The following is a 15,315-nucleotide window of genomic DNA, read 5'->3' as shown; positions in this document are numbered from 1 at the left end:
CTAAAATAGTGCGGATTGTGTAATACTAATACGTTTATCTTGTTTTTCAATATTCAATAAAAACAAACGTATCATCCACGCTTCTTCAATATATAATTGTGATGCAATAACCTCAAATGGTTCCGATAACGCATCATATCTTTTATTATTTAATACATAGAATGGTTCTTTAATCGGAAAACGAAATGCTCTAGTTGCATTTTGAACATATAAGCCTTTGTCCGTGTCGTTAAGAGTATAACCCAAAGAAGTTAACAATTGTTCTGCAGCGTATAAAACCTTGCCATCCTTGAATAGAACTTTCATCTCTTCTTGCTGTTGCTCATTTATATATACAGGTCTAGGATCTTCAAATAGTAATGGGAAATTTTCTGCCCCTGATTGTTCATTCATTACAAAAAAAGAAGTCTTTAAATCGATAATATCTGTCAATATTTTATCAAATTCTGCTGCTGTTGTATTTTTATTATTTAACAAAGCTGTTTGAAATTCTGCTCGTTGATCGGATGTTAGATAGTTATTTATCGTTTCATACATCCAAATGGACTTCGCTGAACCGACAGGTATTTCAAGCAAAAAGTTACTTAAAACCTCTGCAATCAGCTGATTATCTTGAGCTAAACCGTATTGAGCTTGTATATTCTTGATGATAAGCTCTTGTTGTATAGAAGCTATATCTCCTTGTTGTATAAATGCAATTCGAGTGGCATCAATATTATTTTTATTTTCCTCAAATAATATTGCTAAATGCTCATCATTAGTTGAATCTAACTCCCCTATTATGTCAGTGACTTCATCTGGTAAAGTGTTGGAAGCATAAACTGTGAAGTAATCATCTTCATATTGAACAGGTAATACCTCCTGCTGCCAATATAATTCTTGCACATCACCCGCACCAAAAGAAAGTGTATAATCAATCAGTTCCAATGAGGTTGTACCGATTAAAGGCAATCCAGATACCCACATACCACCTCTTTTCAACTCATCGGTAATATCAAGTGATGTGAGCGAGACATCCCCTGTTTCTAGTTTAACTAGGAAGTTTTGGATCATTTGTCCATCCTTTAACCCTTCCACTAAGGGAATTTCATAAGAAATACTCTGCTTAGAGTTTTCCCCTACTTTAAATGTAGTCATATCTTCGGACAAACGGTTACAACTATCACTTGTATCTAAATCACAGCTTCTATTCTCGCTTATAATCGGCCACGATAAAGCAACTTCTTCCTTTGGGAGATTGTTAAAATGTTGTTTAATAACAATCTTGTCATTCTTTAATTTCATCTCCACATCCTGCTCATAAAAAAATACTTGTCCATTCTCTTCTAACTCGGATGAGTATGCATCGTATTGAAACAAAAGTAGAACACTATTAGAAACAATAAGGAATAGACATAAAAAACTTAAAACAAATTTCATAGAATTGTCCTCCAACAAAGTGGTAAGATATATAAGAAAGGAAGTGTTATCAATTGATTCAACGTTTTATAGAACTAGGCGAAGGTTATGGAGATATTTACGAACTCTGTGAACTTGCAAGAGTAAACAAAGATCGTATACACCAAGCATTTATTTTTTCTTCAACTAAAGACAATATAAGATACTTTTCTATCGCAATCGCTCTAAAACCAGTAAATACTGCAAACTTTTTTCCCATATATATATGTCGAGAGGGTATAGTTGAAACGCAACAAGAATCAAAACGACTCACTACATTTAAGGAAGCTTTGGCTGAGTTATCAATCGAACCCATTAAAGTCGACATCAAACACTCTTCCATCTATGTGGATGTAAATTTATATTATCAGTATATAATTGGTGTTTTACGTTTAAATCATTTAATACCACCGTTACAGTAGGCTTAGTTATAGTCCGATTTTATAATCGTATTCTTTCGCTTTATCTGGTTTACTATTTTCAAATTCAGTTTTCAAAAATGGTCTATATGACTCTAAAATTTCCTTAACATAAGGCAATTTGTTCATCTTTTGCTTAGCAGCATCAATTTGATCTTGATCGCAATATAATACGACATATTTTTGTCTTTTTGAAATATAATGAACGTGACCAAACTTCCGCAAGGATTTAGCTTGTTTTAAATGATGCACATAGACAATTAGTCCTTGTCTTTCTGTCATACTTTTCCCCTCATTTCTTCCTCTCAAGAATAACATATGGAGGAATTTGATAGCAACAACAACTAGCTGACAGTTTTATGTACTTTGGATATAATAAGAAAATGCCCTTGGTAAATGAAATTCATACTGGATAATTCATAGAAACAAGTAATATTTTTATTAAATACATTTCACTCTAAGGAGGAATTGATTTATGGGTAAAAAGTCAAATGTTGCTTTTGCACTTGCAGCCGCAGCAGGTGCAGCTTGGGCTAGTACTAAAGCACTTTCCAAACCGCAAAGTCGACCACCTAAAAAAGCATTGGAATATGAACAACCTATTATATTGGCACATCGCGGAGGATCAGCACTTGCCCCAGAATGTTCTCCTTCTGCATTCGAACAAGCTGCTAAACTTGGGGTCCATGGTTTTGAAATAGATATAAGACTAACAAAAGATGAAGAGATAATTGTATTTCATGATGAAGAACTAAACAGAGTAACTAACTTTGCTGGAAAAGTATCCGACTATACATTAGCTGAATTAAAAGAAGCAGATCTTGGACATCACTTTTTGGATGTTGAAGGAGCCCCTTCCTTTAAAAACTGTGGCGAACAGATTATAACCTTAGGGGAATTACTAAATTCATATCCACAGATGCTGATCAACATGGATATGAAGGATGCTCCTCAAACTTATGAAGGAAGTTTAATGCCTTCCAAACTTTGGAGACTTTTAGAGGAGCATCAAGCATTAGATCGTGTCGTGGTCGCTAGTTTTTATGATGACCAACTAGATCGTTTTAACTTATATGCACAAAATTCGGTTGCACTAGGTGCAAGCGAAAAGGAAGTAAAAAAAGCGTATACAGCATACACGAGTCAATTTAAACATTTATATCATCCAAAGGCCGATGTCTTTCAAATTCCAGTAAGATCAAATTTATTCCCACTGGATAATCCAGGTTTTATAAAATTTTTAAATTCATTAAATATCCCAGTTCACTATTGGACAATTGATGATCCAGAAATGATGAAAAAACTAATCAGCAATGGTGCAAAGGGAATAATTACCGACAGACCAGATTTAGCGATGGAAGTGCTGAAGCTAGATTAGTAACTAAATGAGAAGAAGCGAGAGCAGCATTATAAGTAGAATACAGGCAACGTTGATTTCCGCTCCGAGCGGACGCTTTCCGTGGGCACGGCTTCAGCCGCTTCGCTTGCTTCTGCGCAAAGCTCGTCGCAAAGAGAACGAGGAGGCTCGCCCTCGCCCGCGGAAAGCGTCCACCTGAAACGTAAATCAGTAGTATTATTCATTCTTAAAAGTTCTGTATACCCAGCGTTCACGCTGCATTTTTATATAATTTCTTTCAAAAAAAGATGTGTGCATTTTTTGCACACATCTACACTTTACTAAATACATTAGGCAGAACAAGAACAAGATCCGCCTGTTCCGCATCCACTTCCGCAGCTAGAGCCCGAGGAAGCGAAAAATGGATTACTTACAGGAACCTTAACGCCTTCTGAAACAGATTTACCAATTAACAAACTCACTTCGTCCAGTAAGTCCTGCAATTCGTTCTCAGCGACTTTCAAGTGCGCCACTGCATCTACCATATCCAATTTTCGTTTAGTTACACGAATATCTTTCATAACCTTCGAATAATCAGGATGGTATTTCCCGAAACGTTGAACCTCTTCGTATTGCTCTTTTAGTCTAGTGAAGCTATTAACCTCACTTACTAAAGATATATCTGTATATACAGCACGATGTGCATCTAAGTATTGGTAAAATTGCTCAGAGGAAAGAATCATAGTACATAATATATCCGACTGGTCCATTATATCGACCCATTCGTTAGTCATAATCATTTGATTAACCTCCAATCTGAGTTAATCATACCAGAAAAGTAAAAACAAATGCCAAACTATTAACTTTTTGTTAGGAGAAAATAATGAACAAACTACAAAATTTATTTGAAAAAGTAGCAGAACAGTCATCTGAACAAGAACTAAGCTTAATAAATGATTTTCTAAATGCGATTCAACAAAAGCAGCAAAACCAGGCCCCTACATACTTAAATGCCGTATTTCAAATGGATACTCAGTATGAGCAAGATCAATGTATTGTCACAATGCCAATAACTCCAATCACATATAATAGTTTTAATATGCCTCATGGCGGTATTATCGCTACACTTTCTGATAATGCAATGGGATTTTTAATTAACAAGGATTTACACCCAGAAGGAAAAGGTGCAGTAACAACGAATATGACAATTCACTATGTTAAATCTTCAACGGAAAAAACCTTAATAGCAACCGCTAAATACTTACATAAAGGTCGTCAAACAATAGTGATGGAATGCACCGTAACACAGCCTGACGGAAGAAAAATTGCTTATGCTACAGGATCATTTTTTGTAATTAATCCTCCTACTTCTTCAAAATAAGAACTAACTACATCACGATCAGAAAAAGGGACTACGAGGTCATGTAAAATTTGCTCTTGTTCATGTCCCTTTCCTGCTATTAATACAACATCTCCTTCTTTTGCTAATTGTAGTGCATAAATAATGGCCTGCTTTCGGTCAGGTTCTATATGATATTTCTTTTTATCCAATCCCCTTACAATTTCTTTTATAATATCTGTTGGGTTTTCATCTCGTGGATTATCGGAGGTTATTATTGATTGTGTTGCAAAAGTTGTTGCTACTTTTCCCATCTCGTTTCGTTTTTTCTTATCTCTATTTCCTCCACATCCAAATACAACGTATATATTATTTTTAGCAAAAGCATTAATAGTTGAAAGGCAAGCTTCCAAAGCATCTGGTGTATGCGCGTAGTCGATTAGCACTTTAATCCCTTTATTATTATCTACATGCTGAAATCTTCCGTTTGGAAGCATAAGAGGTTTTACATTATAAAGTGGAACCTTCAAAGCCCATAAAGAAGCAAGTGCAGCGGCGAGATTCATCCCATTATAAAATCCACTGTTCTTCATTTTCACTTCTATTTCTTCATTTTTCACATAAAATTGATACGTTATTTCATCTTCATTGTCGTTTTTTTGTTGAAAAGTAACAGTATTACGAGCATCGACACCGAAGCTTATTATAGGTAAAAAAGAATTTTGAGCAACTGTTCTACACCAGTCATCATCTGCATTTACTACTAATGTGGTACATAGTGGTACGAGTAATTCTTTTGACTTTTTATACGGAACCATTCCCCCATGGAATTCAAGATGATCTTTTCCAATATTCAAAAATACTCCTACGTCTATCGGATACCTCCCTAAGCGATTGTCCAATAATCCTTGCGAAGATGCTTCTAAAATGATGAATTCGACAGAATGCTCATAGCAATAATGTACAATTTGTATAAAATCATAGAATGGTAGCGTTGTATTATTGCGGAAATTTTGTTTCAACTGCTTTCCGTTGATAAACACACCTAATGTCCCGATTACACAAACCGATTTCCTTTGTTGCATAAGTAATTGACCTATGAAAAAAGCGACTGTCGTTTTACCATTTGTTCCTGTAATCGCTACTGTCTTCACTTTTTTCCCATACAGTTCATAGGTTTTTTCGCAAATTCTCTGCTTAAATCGTTCCATATCAGAAGGAATAATAATCTGAGGAACGCAGCAGTCTGCTAGAAAAACTTCTGATATTACTGCAACTGCGCCCAGATGAATCGCTTCATCTATAATACGACGACTATTTCGTTCACAAATAAATATATCGCCTTCTTTAATCTGCTTTGAGAAATTAACAATCTTGCTCATCCGACATATTGAAAAGTCACCAATTACACTATATGTTAATCCTTTTAAAAGTTCATTTAACGGATAAATAGTAACACACTCCCTACACCATTCTTGTAAAATCGCATACAGTAAAATGAATTCCCTGTATCGTATGAACGGAGTGTTTGAAATGTCACGAATAGAGTGGTTGAGATTATGATTGTTCAAAAATTTGGCGGTATTGCCATGCAAAATCATCAGAACAGACAATTAGTAATACAACGAATCCAGCAAGCTATCAATACCCATCAAAACGTGCTTGTCGTTGTTTCGGCAATGGGAAGAAGGGGGAAACCCTATGCAACTGATACTCTTTTAGATTTGCTTCCTATCAACGACAATAGCATTGAAACAGATTTGCTCTCTGCATGTGGTGAGTTGATCTCAAGTTCTGTATTATCAACAGAACTAAAAACTGAAGGAGTATCTTCTACCCTTCTATATGGCAAAAATGCCGGCATCATAACGAACGAAACGTATGGAAATGCCCTTATTAAGAAAGTAGACATGAGCTCTGTACATCAAGCATTTGAAAATTTTCAATGCGTCATCGTCCCAGGTTTTCAAGGTGTCTCAGAAAGTACACACAATTTTACTACATTAGGAAGAGGTGGGAGTGATCTAACCGCCGTCGTTTATGGATATTATTTAAGTGCTGACGTAGTTGAATTTTACAAGGATGTCCCTGGTATCATGACGTCAGATCCTTCTACAAGCAAAAATGTGGAGCTGATACCTTTTATGACCTATGAGGAACTTCAGGAGAAGATAGATGAACCTGTCGAAGTCATACAAAAAAGAGCAGCTACATTTGCTGCTCTTCATCAAGTCCCTTTGCACATTCGCTCTTTGTATCAGGAAAGCGAGGGAACGTTTGTCTCTAACTAATTATTGAAGAATATCCTTGGAATTATTTACAGCAGTTCGTTCAATAAAGTTTTGCGTATAGTAGCTACCGTAAACCCCAATACCAGTATGTGTATAATCCTGACCTAATAAGATCTCGCGATGATCATTAGAATTCATCCAACCATTTACGGCTTCTCCTGCATCAAAATAAAAAGCGGCTGTATTTCCAGCGGCACTAGAAAATTCAATTGATGACTCTTTTAATTGATCACTAAACTTGGATACTTCAAACTTTTCATTGACAACAATATTATTTTTCGCCATTTCCTCACTATTATCCATCGCAATATTTTGCAATTCATTATCAGACACTAGTAATCGAAGGTTATTACGATAACGATATACATTTGTAAGTTCAAATACCTGACGCTCATTTGCGCGGTCTATCGCAGCTTGAAAGAGGGAATCAGGAGTTTTTGTTTCTACCATAATTCCGTTATATAAAATATCATAAGGCTTATGCAGCAAAATAGTTTTGGGGTCTGTAAACCTAACTGCTTCTAGCTGCCGACTTTCCGAATCTATATATAGCATAGCAAATAAATTATCAAACTGAACTAATATTCTATTGTCTATGTCATCTTCCGTAAGAGAAAAAGTATAAGTATTTGAATCTATAGAAAATGAAATTTCAGATTGCACTAACGTAAAACGATAAATTTCATCTACGTCTTGCCCAATTTTATAAGGTGCGACCTCTATGTTATCTCCAGCAGCAAAGGCTTGGGTTACTTTATCTCCTTCTACTCCAATTAACAAATAAGTTTTAAGAGACTGATTGTATACCCACCACTCATATCCAAATGCTGATGGTTCGGTCCGAGTAGGTTTCCCTAATAACTCAATAACCGCTTGGGTCGAACCTCCTACTAATGTTGAAACTCCTTCCTTGGGACGTGTAAATGCGGTCTCAACTTCCACCATTTCTGTTGAAGAGTTTGGAATTACCTGCCCTGTATTATTTGAGCCAGTAATGAGCTCATTTTCATGTACAGGATTATCAAAATATATAAATATCACTAGTACTATAGCTATAGCAATAACAATACGTATTAGATTATTCATCATAACTTCTTCTCCTAACTCTTCCACCATTTCTCCTAGTATACCAAGGTTAACTAGAAAGACACAATGTTACCATTGCAACATTATCAAATTTGAATTAATATTAATAGGAACAGATTCTATTTGGAATATGAACGTGAAGGAGGACAATTCAATGTATTTCGAAAACACTGGTATAGAAAACACTGTCATTGATCTAAATATATTAGATGACCTTATGAAAAAGCAAGGTTTAGTTCGTGCAGGTCAATGGGATTACGAACGTGTTACTTATGATAAAAAGTATGTTATAAAAGAAGGTACATTTTATCTTCGAGTATTTGGTTTCACAAAAGATGGTGATGTAGGGGCACACGATGCAAATATTACACTTTTAAAACCGGTTATAGGAAAACATTATTATCCACATGGTGTTGAATATGGCGAAAATGAAGTTTTCCCAAAGCATCTCCTAAAATCTTGTGATCAAACATTAGCTGCTGTAAGAGCAGAGTTAGCTGCTTTTGAAATTCATGCTTAATAGGAAATCCTAAAACGCAAGAGTTTAATTCTCTTGCGTTTTTTCTGTTCAAAAATTAGGAACTTGTCTATACTGTTAATAAACGACAAGAAAGGAGCGTATAATGGTCTTAAATTTTTTTAAAAAAGAATATATAAAATATATTGTTCTTGTCTTTATACTCTTATTATTAACAATATTTATCCTTCCTGTTTCCATTCCAATTATACTCGCTTTACTTACAGCTATCATTATGGAACCTGTCGTAAAGTTCACTCAAAAAACATTTAAATGGAAGCGTAAACCTGCTGTCATAACTAACTTTGTTCTTTTTATTATCGTCATTTCCGGACTATTATACTTGGTAATTACCAAACTAATTAGCCAGCTTATTCACATCTCTCAGACCATTCCTACATATATTAATAACTGGACCGGATTATGGATTAACATGCAAAACAACATATTTAAATACACAGAAGGTCTCCCTACAGAAGTTGTCGTATCGATTCAAAGTAAATTTGATGCTACATTAGAAAGTATGAGAGATGCCCTACTAGATATACTTAGTTACAATAATATTTCTACACTTTTAACGAATATACCGAACTTTTTAGTTAGTTTTATAGTGTTTATTATTGCCCTTTTTTTATTTATGTTAGATTTACAGAATTTACAGCTTAAATTTTTTCATTATTTATCAGATAACACAGCTGGTAAAGTACGTTTTATGTTTTCTAACATAAAGAAAGTAGCTATTGGTTTTATGAAAGCCCAAATTATAGCTAGTTTTATTATTTTGGGGGTATCATTCATTGGCCTATTACTTATTATCACGCCAAAATATGCTTTAATAATGGCTATTGTTATTTGGATAATCGATATTATCCCGATATTGGGTTCCATTGCTGTATTAGCACCTTGGGCTATTTATCATTATCTAACAGGTGACATGGTATTGGGAACTAAGTTAACTATATTGGCAGTTGTGCTTCTAGTGATACGCAGAGCTATAGAACCTAAGTTAATGGGTTCTCAGATGGGAATATCCCCCCTTGCAATTTTAATAGCCATGTTTATAGGAGCAAAGCTATTTGGTTTCATTGGGTTTATGATAGGCCCACTTGTAGTTATTATTTTTATTACTGCTAAAGAATCTGGAATGCTTAAACTAAATTTTAAAATTTAAACGATTATAAAAAGCCTATACTCTTTTGGAATGATTCCAATAGAGTATTGGCTTTTCTTTTTATCCACCTATTATTGCTTTGATAACCGATGTAGTTTCTCCACCTGTATAAAATACATATAGCAATAAGTAGACAGCAACTCCTGTTATTGCAACTAAAAACCATATCACACTTGTGATTGGTCCAATTTTACGATGCTTTTGGATATTATTTTTATATCCTAGATATAGAGTTACCAAACCAAAAAATGCACCTGTCGTTGCTAATGTAATATGAAATATTAAAAAGATTGTATAGTAAATTTTAATATCGGCTGGTCCACCAAAAGCTGTATTACCAATGAAAATAGTTCGTGATGCATAGATGATGAAAAATATTAAAGCTGAAATTGCGGCTGCAGTCATCGTTTTTTTGTGGGCTTCAATTTTCTTTTGTTTTATGAATGCCCAACCAATTGCTACTAAGATAGCACTTAACACGATAAAAAATGTACTTATTGTTGGTAGAACTGGTAAATTCATCAATCATTCTCCTCAAATCACTATATTGACTATAGTCTAGCCTGTACTTTTAAATCATCTAGAGCTTTTTGCGTAATTTCTTCTGCGTTGTCCTGCTCATTTTTATACCATTTGAAGAAAATGGACATTAAGAATACTGCATATATAATCTCTTGAACAATTTTCATCAGAATACCACCCAATTGCTGATCTGCGATAGGTGTCATATTGGAAAATAATTCAGGTCCACTTAATGATAGTCCCGCTAATGTACTTGCTGGAACACATAGCTCCATCGCTTTCAACCAAGATTCCGAATTTGTGTAAGTATCGTACAATGGTGTTCCAGTGAATATAATCAGCGCACATGCTGGAGTTATTAAAACTGCACTTCCTATAATGAATCCTATCTTTTTCAAACCGTGTAAACGTCCAGTAATTCCTTTTATCTCTATGATCGACCACCACATGAAAAGTGCTGACAGGAATAGAATAAACGTGTACGTTCCATGTAATCCTTCATCCAATTTGATATAATCGAAAAACAAAGGAATATGGTAAAACGAGAACAACCCTGAGAAGACAATTAGTGAAAGTAATGGCTTTGTTAAAACTGGAAAAACCTTACGTACCACAGGTAATTCTATGACAACTTTCCATACCCACCATGGTATCCCTTTCATTAAAAGCGGCGGAATTAATAATAGTAAAAGTGCCATCTGGACCATATGAAATGAGAACATAATATGTGCCATTAAATCCACTGGAGAACCCTTTACAATATATAAAAGTACAATACCTACTAAAAAGTAAACAGCCTCTTTCATTTTCAACGGCTCGGATACTTTAAAGTCATTTCTCCATTTGACTGTTATTAAAAAATATAAAATAGTTAGAAATACTATTACTCCAATCATCACTGGGCTCCACATTGCTTGGAATCCAAATATACTTAAAGGCATAGAAATCAACGCTCCTTTTTAGGTAACTTCCTTTATTATATAGGTCGAGCCCAATAACTTCAATGAACGAACTATGACATTTAGAATTTAAAGATACATCCTTCACCTTTAAAAAATTAGCAAACAACTCAATTACTAATAATTTCTTCCTCCCAGTTTTTCAAATCTAGGTTGTATGTCAAAAGATTATAAACTTCCTTATTCGAAAAAAAAGCCGAGACAAAGTATTTAACTTTGTCTCGGCTTTAAATTGTTTAACCCCACCAAATAATTGTAAGGAAAGTTAAGATGAAAGTGAAAGCTATCAAACAAGCACTGTACAAGAAAAATGCAGCTACCTGATGATTTTTTTCACTCATATGCATGAAGTAGTACAATTGTAATACTACTTGAATTGCAGCAAGCAATAAAATAACTGGAACTATTAAATATACGGAAAAACCAGCAGCTACAGTAGTAAAAGCAATTAATGTTAAGAATATCATAATCGCAAAAGTTGTAACTTGGTTACGCATATCTTTTTTACGTTTTTGCTTAATATATTCAAATTCTGTTTGTGATCTCACATAAACTTGAGCGTCGTGTGACATATTAACCAACAACTCCCATCAAGTATACTACTGTAAAGATGAATACCCACACTACATCAATAAAATGCCAGTATAGAGAAGCAGTATAATATTTTGGTGCATTATACAAACTAAATCCACGTTTTGCATTACGTAACATTAATAGAATAATCCATCCCAACCCAATTACTACGTGCAATCCATGAGTACCTACAAGCGTAAAGAATGAAGATGAAAAAGCACTTTGACCATAAGTAAAACCTAAATGTACATAGTGGTTAAACTCATAAATCTCTAAACATAAGAAAGCTAATCCTAAAAGAACTGTTATAGCTAACCAAGTTTGCATACCTCTAAAATTGTGATTTTTCATGTGATACATTGCGTACACACTTGTTAATGAAGAAGTTAATAGTAACATCGTCATAACAAATACTAACGGTAATTCAAAAAGTGTATCAGTAGAGAAAGTCATACCACTTGGACCTTTGTTTTTTAACGCTAAATAAGTAGCAAACAAACTTGCAAATAGTACAGTCTCTCCACCTAGGAATAACCAAAAGCCTAAAAATTTATTCTTACCTTCTAAAGTAACTTGCTCAGGATGATCTGGCCAAGTTTGTGGGGTGTACTTTTTATTAAAGTCCATAATTATTTACCCCCTTCGTCATTCATTAAATCTTCTTTGTGAATATGAAAACCATGATCGTCTTTAATCGAACGAACAGCCATAGAACCAAGTGTAATTGCTAAACCTAGTACTAATACTGGAATTGCCCAATCTTTTTCACCATTGTATAGTGCTCCAAAAGCTGCGATGAACAAACCAATCGTCATAACAAAAGGAATGAAAGAATTGTTAGGCATATGGATATCAGAAACTGGTTCTGCATATGTCATACCTTCTTTGTTACCTTCTTGTTTTTCAATCCAGAAAGTGTCTAATCCACGAACAAGTGGAGTTTGTTTAAAGTTATAAAACGGAACTGGTTGTGGAATAGCCCACTCCAAAGTACGTCCGTCTTCCCAAGGGTCATTACCAACAGGAACGTTTTTAACAACTGTAATTATGATGTTAATTACTAGTATAATTACACCAATTGCCATGAGTGCAGCACCTGCAGAACTGATTAAGTTGAAAGTATCCCAACCTTGGTTTGCTCCGAAAGTAAATACGCGACGAGGCATACCCATAAGTCCTAAGAAATGCTGTATAAAGAACGTACAATGGAAACCAATAAAGAAGAACCAGAATGTCCATTTACCTAACGTTTCATTTAACATTTGATTGAACATTAACGGCCAATATAAATGTACCGCTGCTAGAATTGCTAGCACTACCCCTCCAACGATTACATAATGGAAATGGGCAACGATAAAGTATGAATCATGTAATTGGTAATCAAGCGGTGCTGCTGCTTGCATAATACCAGTTACCCCACCTGCTACGAATGAAGGGATGAAACCTAATGCATATAGCATTGGAGTTGTGACTTTAATGCTACCACCCCAAATTGTAAGCAGCCAGTTAAAGATTTTCATACCTGTTGGAACAGCGATTGCCATAGTAGCAACTGCGAAAATCGCATTAGCTGTTGGTCCTAAACCAACTGTAAACATATGGTGAGCCCAAACCATGAATCCTAGGAAACCGATTAATACGGTTGCAAAGACCATAGATGAGTAGCCAAATAAACGTTTACGCGAGAACAAAGCGAATATTTCTGAGAATATACCAAAGGCAGGTAGTATTAAGATATACACTTCAGGATGCCCGAAAATCCAGAATAAATGCTCCCAGATAATTGTATTACCACCCATTGTATGATCAAAGAAGTTACCACCAAACATACGGTCAAAGATTAAGAAGAATAATCCAATAGTAAGTGGTGGGAATGCAAATAATATTAATGCACTAGCTACAAATGTAGTCCAAGTAAACAATGGCATACGCATGTACGTCATACCTGGAGCGCGCATATTAATAATTGTTACTAGGAAGTTAATACCCCCTATATAAGTACCAGCACCGGATATTTGTAGCCCAAGTGCATAAAAGTCAATACCATGACCAGGTGATGCTAATGATAATGATGCATAAGAAGTCCATCCTGCGTCAGGTGCTCCACCCATAAACCAAGATAGGTTAAGGAAAATACCACCAAACAAGAATAACCAAAAACCAAGCGCATTTAGAAATGGAAACGCTACGTCACGTGCGCCAATTTGAAGAGGCATGACTGCGTTCATAAATCCAAATAATATAGGCATGGCTGCAAGGAATATCATGGTTGTACCATGCATTGTAATAATTTCGTTAAAAAGACCAGCACTTACAAAATCATTATCTGGTTGTGCTAATTGAATACGAATAAGCATTGCCTCGATACCACCGATTACGAAGAACAAACCGCCGGCAGCAAGGTAAAGGATTGCGATTTTTTTATGGTCTACCGTTGTTAAATAGTCCCATAAAGTTGCGCCAAAGCCCTTTTTCTTTGCGATAGAACTCACAACTTTAACCTCCCTCATAAATTATCTGCGGAACTTATTTTTCTACAGATAGTCCCATTAGATATGCTGCAAGAGCATCTAATTGGTCTTCACTAAATTTTTCGCCGTCGTTAATAGTTTCTGGCTGAGGCATTAAGTTACCTGGTTTGTATAATTGAGGATCATTAATCCATTCTTTTAAGCTTTCTTCATCATGGGACATAAATCCAGCAACACGATTACGATCACCAAAAGTTGCTAAGTTTGGACCCATTCCGCCGGTAGTACCAGCACCTGAAGTTGCGTGACAAGCAATACAGCTAGTATTGAAAATTTCTTCACCTTGAGAAGCAAGTTCACCTTCTGCAACATGCTCGTTAGTTTTCATTGTTTCAACCCAAGCATTAAAATCTTCTGGTTCTAAAGTTTTCACTTTGAAATCCATAAGGGCATGTGACGGTCCACATAGTTCCGCACATTTACCGTAGAACACACCTTGTTCTAGACTAGCAGATGCATCATCAAATTCTAAATAGAATTGGTTAACATTTTCTACGTTTGTATCCATTTTACCGCCAGCTGTAGGAATCCAGAAGGAGTGTTTCACATCAGCAGCTTTTAAATTGAAATAAACTTTTTGATCCGTAGGAACTACTAACTCTTGAGCTGTAACAATTCCTAAATCCGGATACTCAAATTCCCACCAATAAAGACTTGCTTTAACATTTACAGTTACATTTGTTTTGTTTCCTTCTTCATCGACTTGATCCATTGCAGCTACATCCGCATGTTTATAAGTATAGTAAACAGTCGGTATAGCAAGTACGATTAACAGTAATATTGGAATAACTGTCCATACTATCTCAAGCGTATGACTTCCCTCTACTTGTTTAGGAATAACATCTTCCCCAACTTTTTTGCGACGGAATTTCACTAGAGCAACCACATAAATAATTACTACTACAATAATAACTAAAGCCATAATAGCAGAAGATAGTAATAACAAGTTAAATTGATCTCTACCGACTTGTCCTGCAGGTGTAAGCGTTGATAAGTATTCCTCGCCACAACCCGATAAGAAAATCGTTAGAGCTGCTAACAGTGAAAAAAGTCGCCATTTTTTAAGCCCTTTCATCATAGCTAAATCAAACCCCTCTTTCATAGTTGTTTTCATGTTTCTTTGGACTGTGGTGG

General features: G+C 35.2%; 17 protein-coding genes. 6 read left to right on the top strand and 11 right to left on the bottom strand.

The genetic code is table 11. The features are described 5' to 3' along the window. The gene (locus MKY60_RS06055) at positions 1 to 1,419 is read right to left on the bottom strand and encodes a hypothetical protein (protein ID WP_340929053.1); all 1,419 of its coding nucleotides are present in this window, start codon (positions 1,417 to 1,419) and stop codon (positions 1 to 3) included. Positions 1,420 to 1,472: 53 nt separating this feature from the next. Here MKY60_RS06055 and MKY60_RS06050 point away from each other — a divergent pair, with 53 nt between their 5' ends. Further along, positions 1,473 to 1,859, top strand: coding sequence for a DUF7147 family protein (locus MKY60_RS06050; protein ID WP_340929051.1), 387 nt, complete (start codon positions 1,473 to 1,475; stop codon positions 1,857 to 1,859). Between the two features lie 6 nt (positions 1,860 to 1,865). On the opposite strand, the gene MKY60_RS06045 is transcribed toward MKY60_RS06050, so the two are convergent. Beyond that, positions 1,866 to 2,138 carry a YlbG family protein gene (locus tag MKY60_RS06045; protein WP_090562904.1) on the bottom strand — a complete coding sequence of 91 codons (273 nt, stop codon included), beginning with the start codon at positions 2,136 to 2,138 and terminating at the stop codon, positions 1,866 to 1,868. A gap of 193 nt (positions 2,139 to 2,331) precedes the next feature. Between MKY60_RS06045 and MKY60_RS06040 the strand changes: the two genes are divergently transcribed. Further along, positions 2,332 to 3,234: a glycerophosphodiester phosphodiesterase gene (locus MKY60_RS06040; protein WP_090562907.1), complete on the top strand. Its 903-nt coding sequence runs from the start codon at positions 2,332 to 2,334 to the stop codon at positions 3,232 to 3,234. 308 nt (positions 3,235 to 3,542) lie between these two features. Here MKY60_RS06040 and MKY60_RS06035 read toward each other — a convergent pair whose 3' ends face one another. After that, a complete protein-coding gene (locus MKY60_RS06035; protein ID WP_093494382.1) occupies positions 3,543 to 3,992 on the bottom strand; it encodes a YlbF family regulator in 450 nt (149 codons plus the stop codon). A gap of 83 nt (positions 3,993 to 4,075) precedes the next feature. Between MKY60_RS06035 and MKY60_RS06030 the strand changes: the two genes are divergently transcribed. Continuing rightward, the gene (locus MKY60_RS06030) at positions 4,076 to 4,573 is read left to right on the top strand and encodes a PaaI family thioesterase (RefSeq protein WP_340929049.1); all 498 of its coding nucleotides are present in this window, start codon (positions 4,076 to 4,078) and stop codon (positions 4,571 to 4,573) included. On the opposite strand, the gene MKY60_RS06025 is transcribed toward MKY60_RS06030, so the two are convergent. Beyond that, positions 4,522 to 5,913 (bottom strand): UDP-N-acetylmuramoyl-L-alanyl-D-glutamate--2,6-diaminopimelate ligase, encoded by a 1,392-nt coding sequence (locus MKY60_RS06025; RefSeq protein WP_340929046.1) that lies wholly within the window; start codon positions 5,911 to 5,913, stop codon positions 4,522 to 4,524. The two genes, MKY60_RS06030 and MKY60_RS06025, sit on opposite strands and share 52 nt — an antisense overlap. Before the next feature lie 177 nt (positions 5,914 to 6,090). Here MKY60_RS06025 and MKY60_RS06020 point away from each other — a divergent pair, with 177 nt between their 5' ends. Continuing rightward, positions 6,091 to 6,822, top strand: coding sequence for an amino acid kinase family protein (locus MKY60_RS06020; protein ID WP_269921375.1), 732 nt, complete (start codon positions 6,091 to 6,093; stop codon positions 6,820 to 6,822). Here MKY60_RS06020 and MKY60_RS06015 read toward each other — a convergent pair whose 3' ends face one another. Next, entirely contained in the window at positions 6,823 to 7,911 is a 1,089-nt protein-coding gene (locus MKY60_RS06015; protein WP_340879330.1) for a CAP domain-containing protein, read from the bottom strand. 151 nt (positions 7,912 to 8,062) lie between these two features. On the opposite strand from MKY60_RS06015, the gene MKY60_RS06010 reads away from it, so the two are divergent. Together MKY60_RS06010 and ytvI are read left to right on the top strand one after the other, a co-directional pair. Further along, the gene (locus MKY60_RS06010; protein ID WP_090562923.1) at positions 8,063 to 8,428 is read left to right on the top strand and encodes a YugN family protein; all 366 of its coding nucleotides are present in this window, start codon (positions 8,063 to 8,065) and stop codon (positions 8,426 to 8,428) included. A gap of 103 nt (positions 8,429 to 8,531) precedes the next feature. After that, entirely contained in the window at positions 8,532 to 9,596 is a 1,065-nt protein-coding gene (gene ytvI, locus MKY60_RS06005) for a sporulation integral membrane protein YtvI (protein WP_093494377.1), read from the top strand. Between the two features lie 60 nt (positions 9,597 to 9,656). Here ytvI and MKY60_RS06000 read toward each other — a convergent pair whose 3' ends face one another. The 6 genes from MKY60_RS06000 to coxB form a co-directional block, all read right to left on the bottom strand. Next, a complete protein-coding gene (locus MKY60_RS06000) occupies positions 9,657 to 10,118 on the bottom strand; it encodes a DUF420 domain-containing protein (RefSeq protein ID WP_090562930.1) in 462 nt (153 codons plus the stop codon). A gap of 29 nt (positions 10,119 to 10,147) precedes the next feature. After that, positions 10,148 to 11,059, bottom strand: a complete 912-nt coding sequence (ctaG, locus tag MKY60_RS05995; RefSeq protein ID WP_093494376.1) for a cytochrome c oxidase assembly factor CtaG — start codon at positions 11,057 to 11,059, stop codon at positions 10,148 to 10,150. Between the two features lie 254 nt (positions 11,060 to 11,313). Then, positions 11,314 to 11,649 carry a cytochrome c oxidase subunit IVB gene (ctaF, locus tag MKY60_RS05990; protein WP_090562936.1) on the bottom strand — a complete coding sequence of 112 codons (336 nt, stop codon included), beginning with the start codon at positions 11,647 to 11,649 and terminating at the stop codon, positions 11,314 to 11,316. A 1-nt stretch (position 11,650) separates the two neighbouring features. Further along, positions 11,651 to 12,277 (bottom strand): cytochrome (ubi)quinol oxidase subunit III, encoded by a 627-nt coding sequence (locus MKY60_RS05985; protein ID WP_269921378.1) that lies wholly within the window; start codon positions 12,275 to 12,277, stop codon positions 11,651 to 11,653. 2 nt (positions 12,278 to 12,279) lie between these two features. Beyond that, entirely contained in the window at positions 12,280 to 14,142 is a 1,863-nt protein-coding gene (locus MKY60_RS05980; protein ID WP_090562941.1) for a cytochrome c oxidase subunit I, read from the bottom strand. Between the two features lie 34 nt (positions 14,143 to 14,176). Beyond that, complete coding sequence (coxB, locus tag MKY60_RS05975; protein WP_340880814.1) at positions 14,177 to 15,259, bottom strand: cytochrome c oxidase subunit II; 1,083 nt, start codon at positions 15,257 to 15,259, stop codon at positions 14,177 to 14,179. Between the last annotated feature and the right edge of the window lie 56 nt (positions 15,260 to 15,315).

Source organism: Psychrobacillus sp. FSL K6-1415, assembly GCF_038003185.1.
In the GTDB taxonomy this organism is placed as follows: Bacteria; Bacillota; Bacilli; order Bacillales_A; family Planococcaceae; genus Psychrobacillus; species Psychrobacillus psychrodurans.
The sequence above is the reverse complement of the archived record's forward strand: the minus strand, read 5'-3'. Positions and strand labels throughout refer to the sequence as shown.

Excerpts from the sequence above, each read along its gene's own strand:
- MKY60_RS06055 (WP_340929053.1), bottom strand. The coding sequence starts at position 1,419 with ATGAAATTTGTTTTAAGTTTTTTATGTCTATTCCTTATTGTTTCTAAT.
- MKY60_RS06045 (WP_090562904.1), bottom strand. The coding sequence starts at position 2,138 with ATGACAGAAAGACAAGGACTAATTGTCTATGTGCATCATTTAAAACAA.
- MKY60_RS06040 (WP_090562907.1), top strand. The coding sequence starts at position 2,332 with ATGGGTAAAAAGTCAAATGTTGCTTTTGCACTTGCAGCCGCAGCAGGT.
- MKY60_RS06035 (WP_093494382.1), bottom strand. The coding sequence starts at position 3,992 with ATGATTATGACTAACGAATGGGTCGATATAATGGACCAGTCGGATATA.
- MKY60_RS06030 (WP_340929049.1), top strand. The coding sequence starts at position 4,076 with ATGAACAAACTACAAAATTTATTTGAAAAAGTAGCAGAACAGTCATCT.
- MKY60_RS06025 (WP_340929046.1), bottom strand. The coding sequence starts at position 5,913 with ATGAGCAAGATTGTTAATTTCTCAAAGCAGATTAAAGAAGGCGATATA.
- MKY60_RS06020 (WP_269921375.1), top strand. The coding sequence starts at position 6,091 with ATGATTGTTCAAAAATTTGGCGGTATTGCCATGCAAAATCATCAGAAC.
- MKY60_RS06015 (WP_340879330.1), bottom strand. The coding sequence starts at position 7,911 with ATGATGAATAATCTAATACGTATTGTTATTGCTATAGCTATAGTACTA.
- MKY60_RS06010 (WP_090562923.1), top strand. The coding sequence starts at position 8,063 with ATGTATTTCGAAAACACTGGTATAGAAAACACTGTCATTGATCTAAAT.
- ytvI (WP_093494377.1), top strand. The coding sequence starts at position 8,532 with ATGGTCTTAAATTTTTTTAAAAAAGAATATATAAAATATATTGTTCTT.
- MKY60_RS06000 (WP_090562930.1), bottom strand. The coding sequence starts at position 10,118 with ATGAATTTACCAGTTCTACCAACAATAAGTACATTTTTTATCGTGTTA.
- ctaG (WP_093494376.1), bottom strand. The coding sequence starts at position 11,059 with ATGCCTTTAAGTATATTTGGATTCCAAGCAATGTGGAGCCCAGTGATG.
- ctaF (WP_090562936.1), bottom strand. The coding sequence starts at position 11,649 with ATGTCACACGACGCTCAAGTTTATGTGAGATCACAAACAGAATTTGAA.
- MKY60_RS05985 (WP_269921378.1), bottom strand. The coding sequence starts at position 12,277 with ATGGACTTTAATAAAAAGTACACCCCACAAACTTGGCCAGATCATCCT.
- coxB (WP_340880814.1), bottom strand. The coding sequence starts at position 15,259 with ATGATGAAAGGGCTTAAAAAATGGCGACTTTTTTCACTGTTAGCAGCT.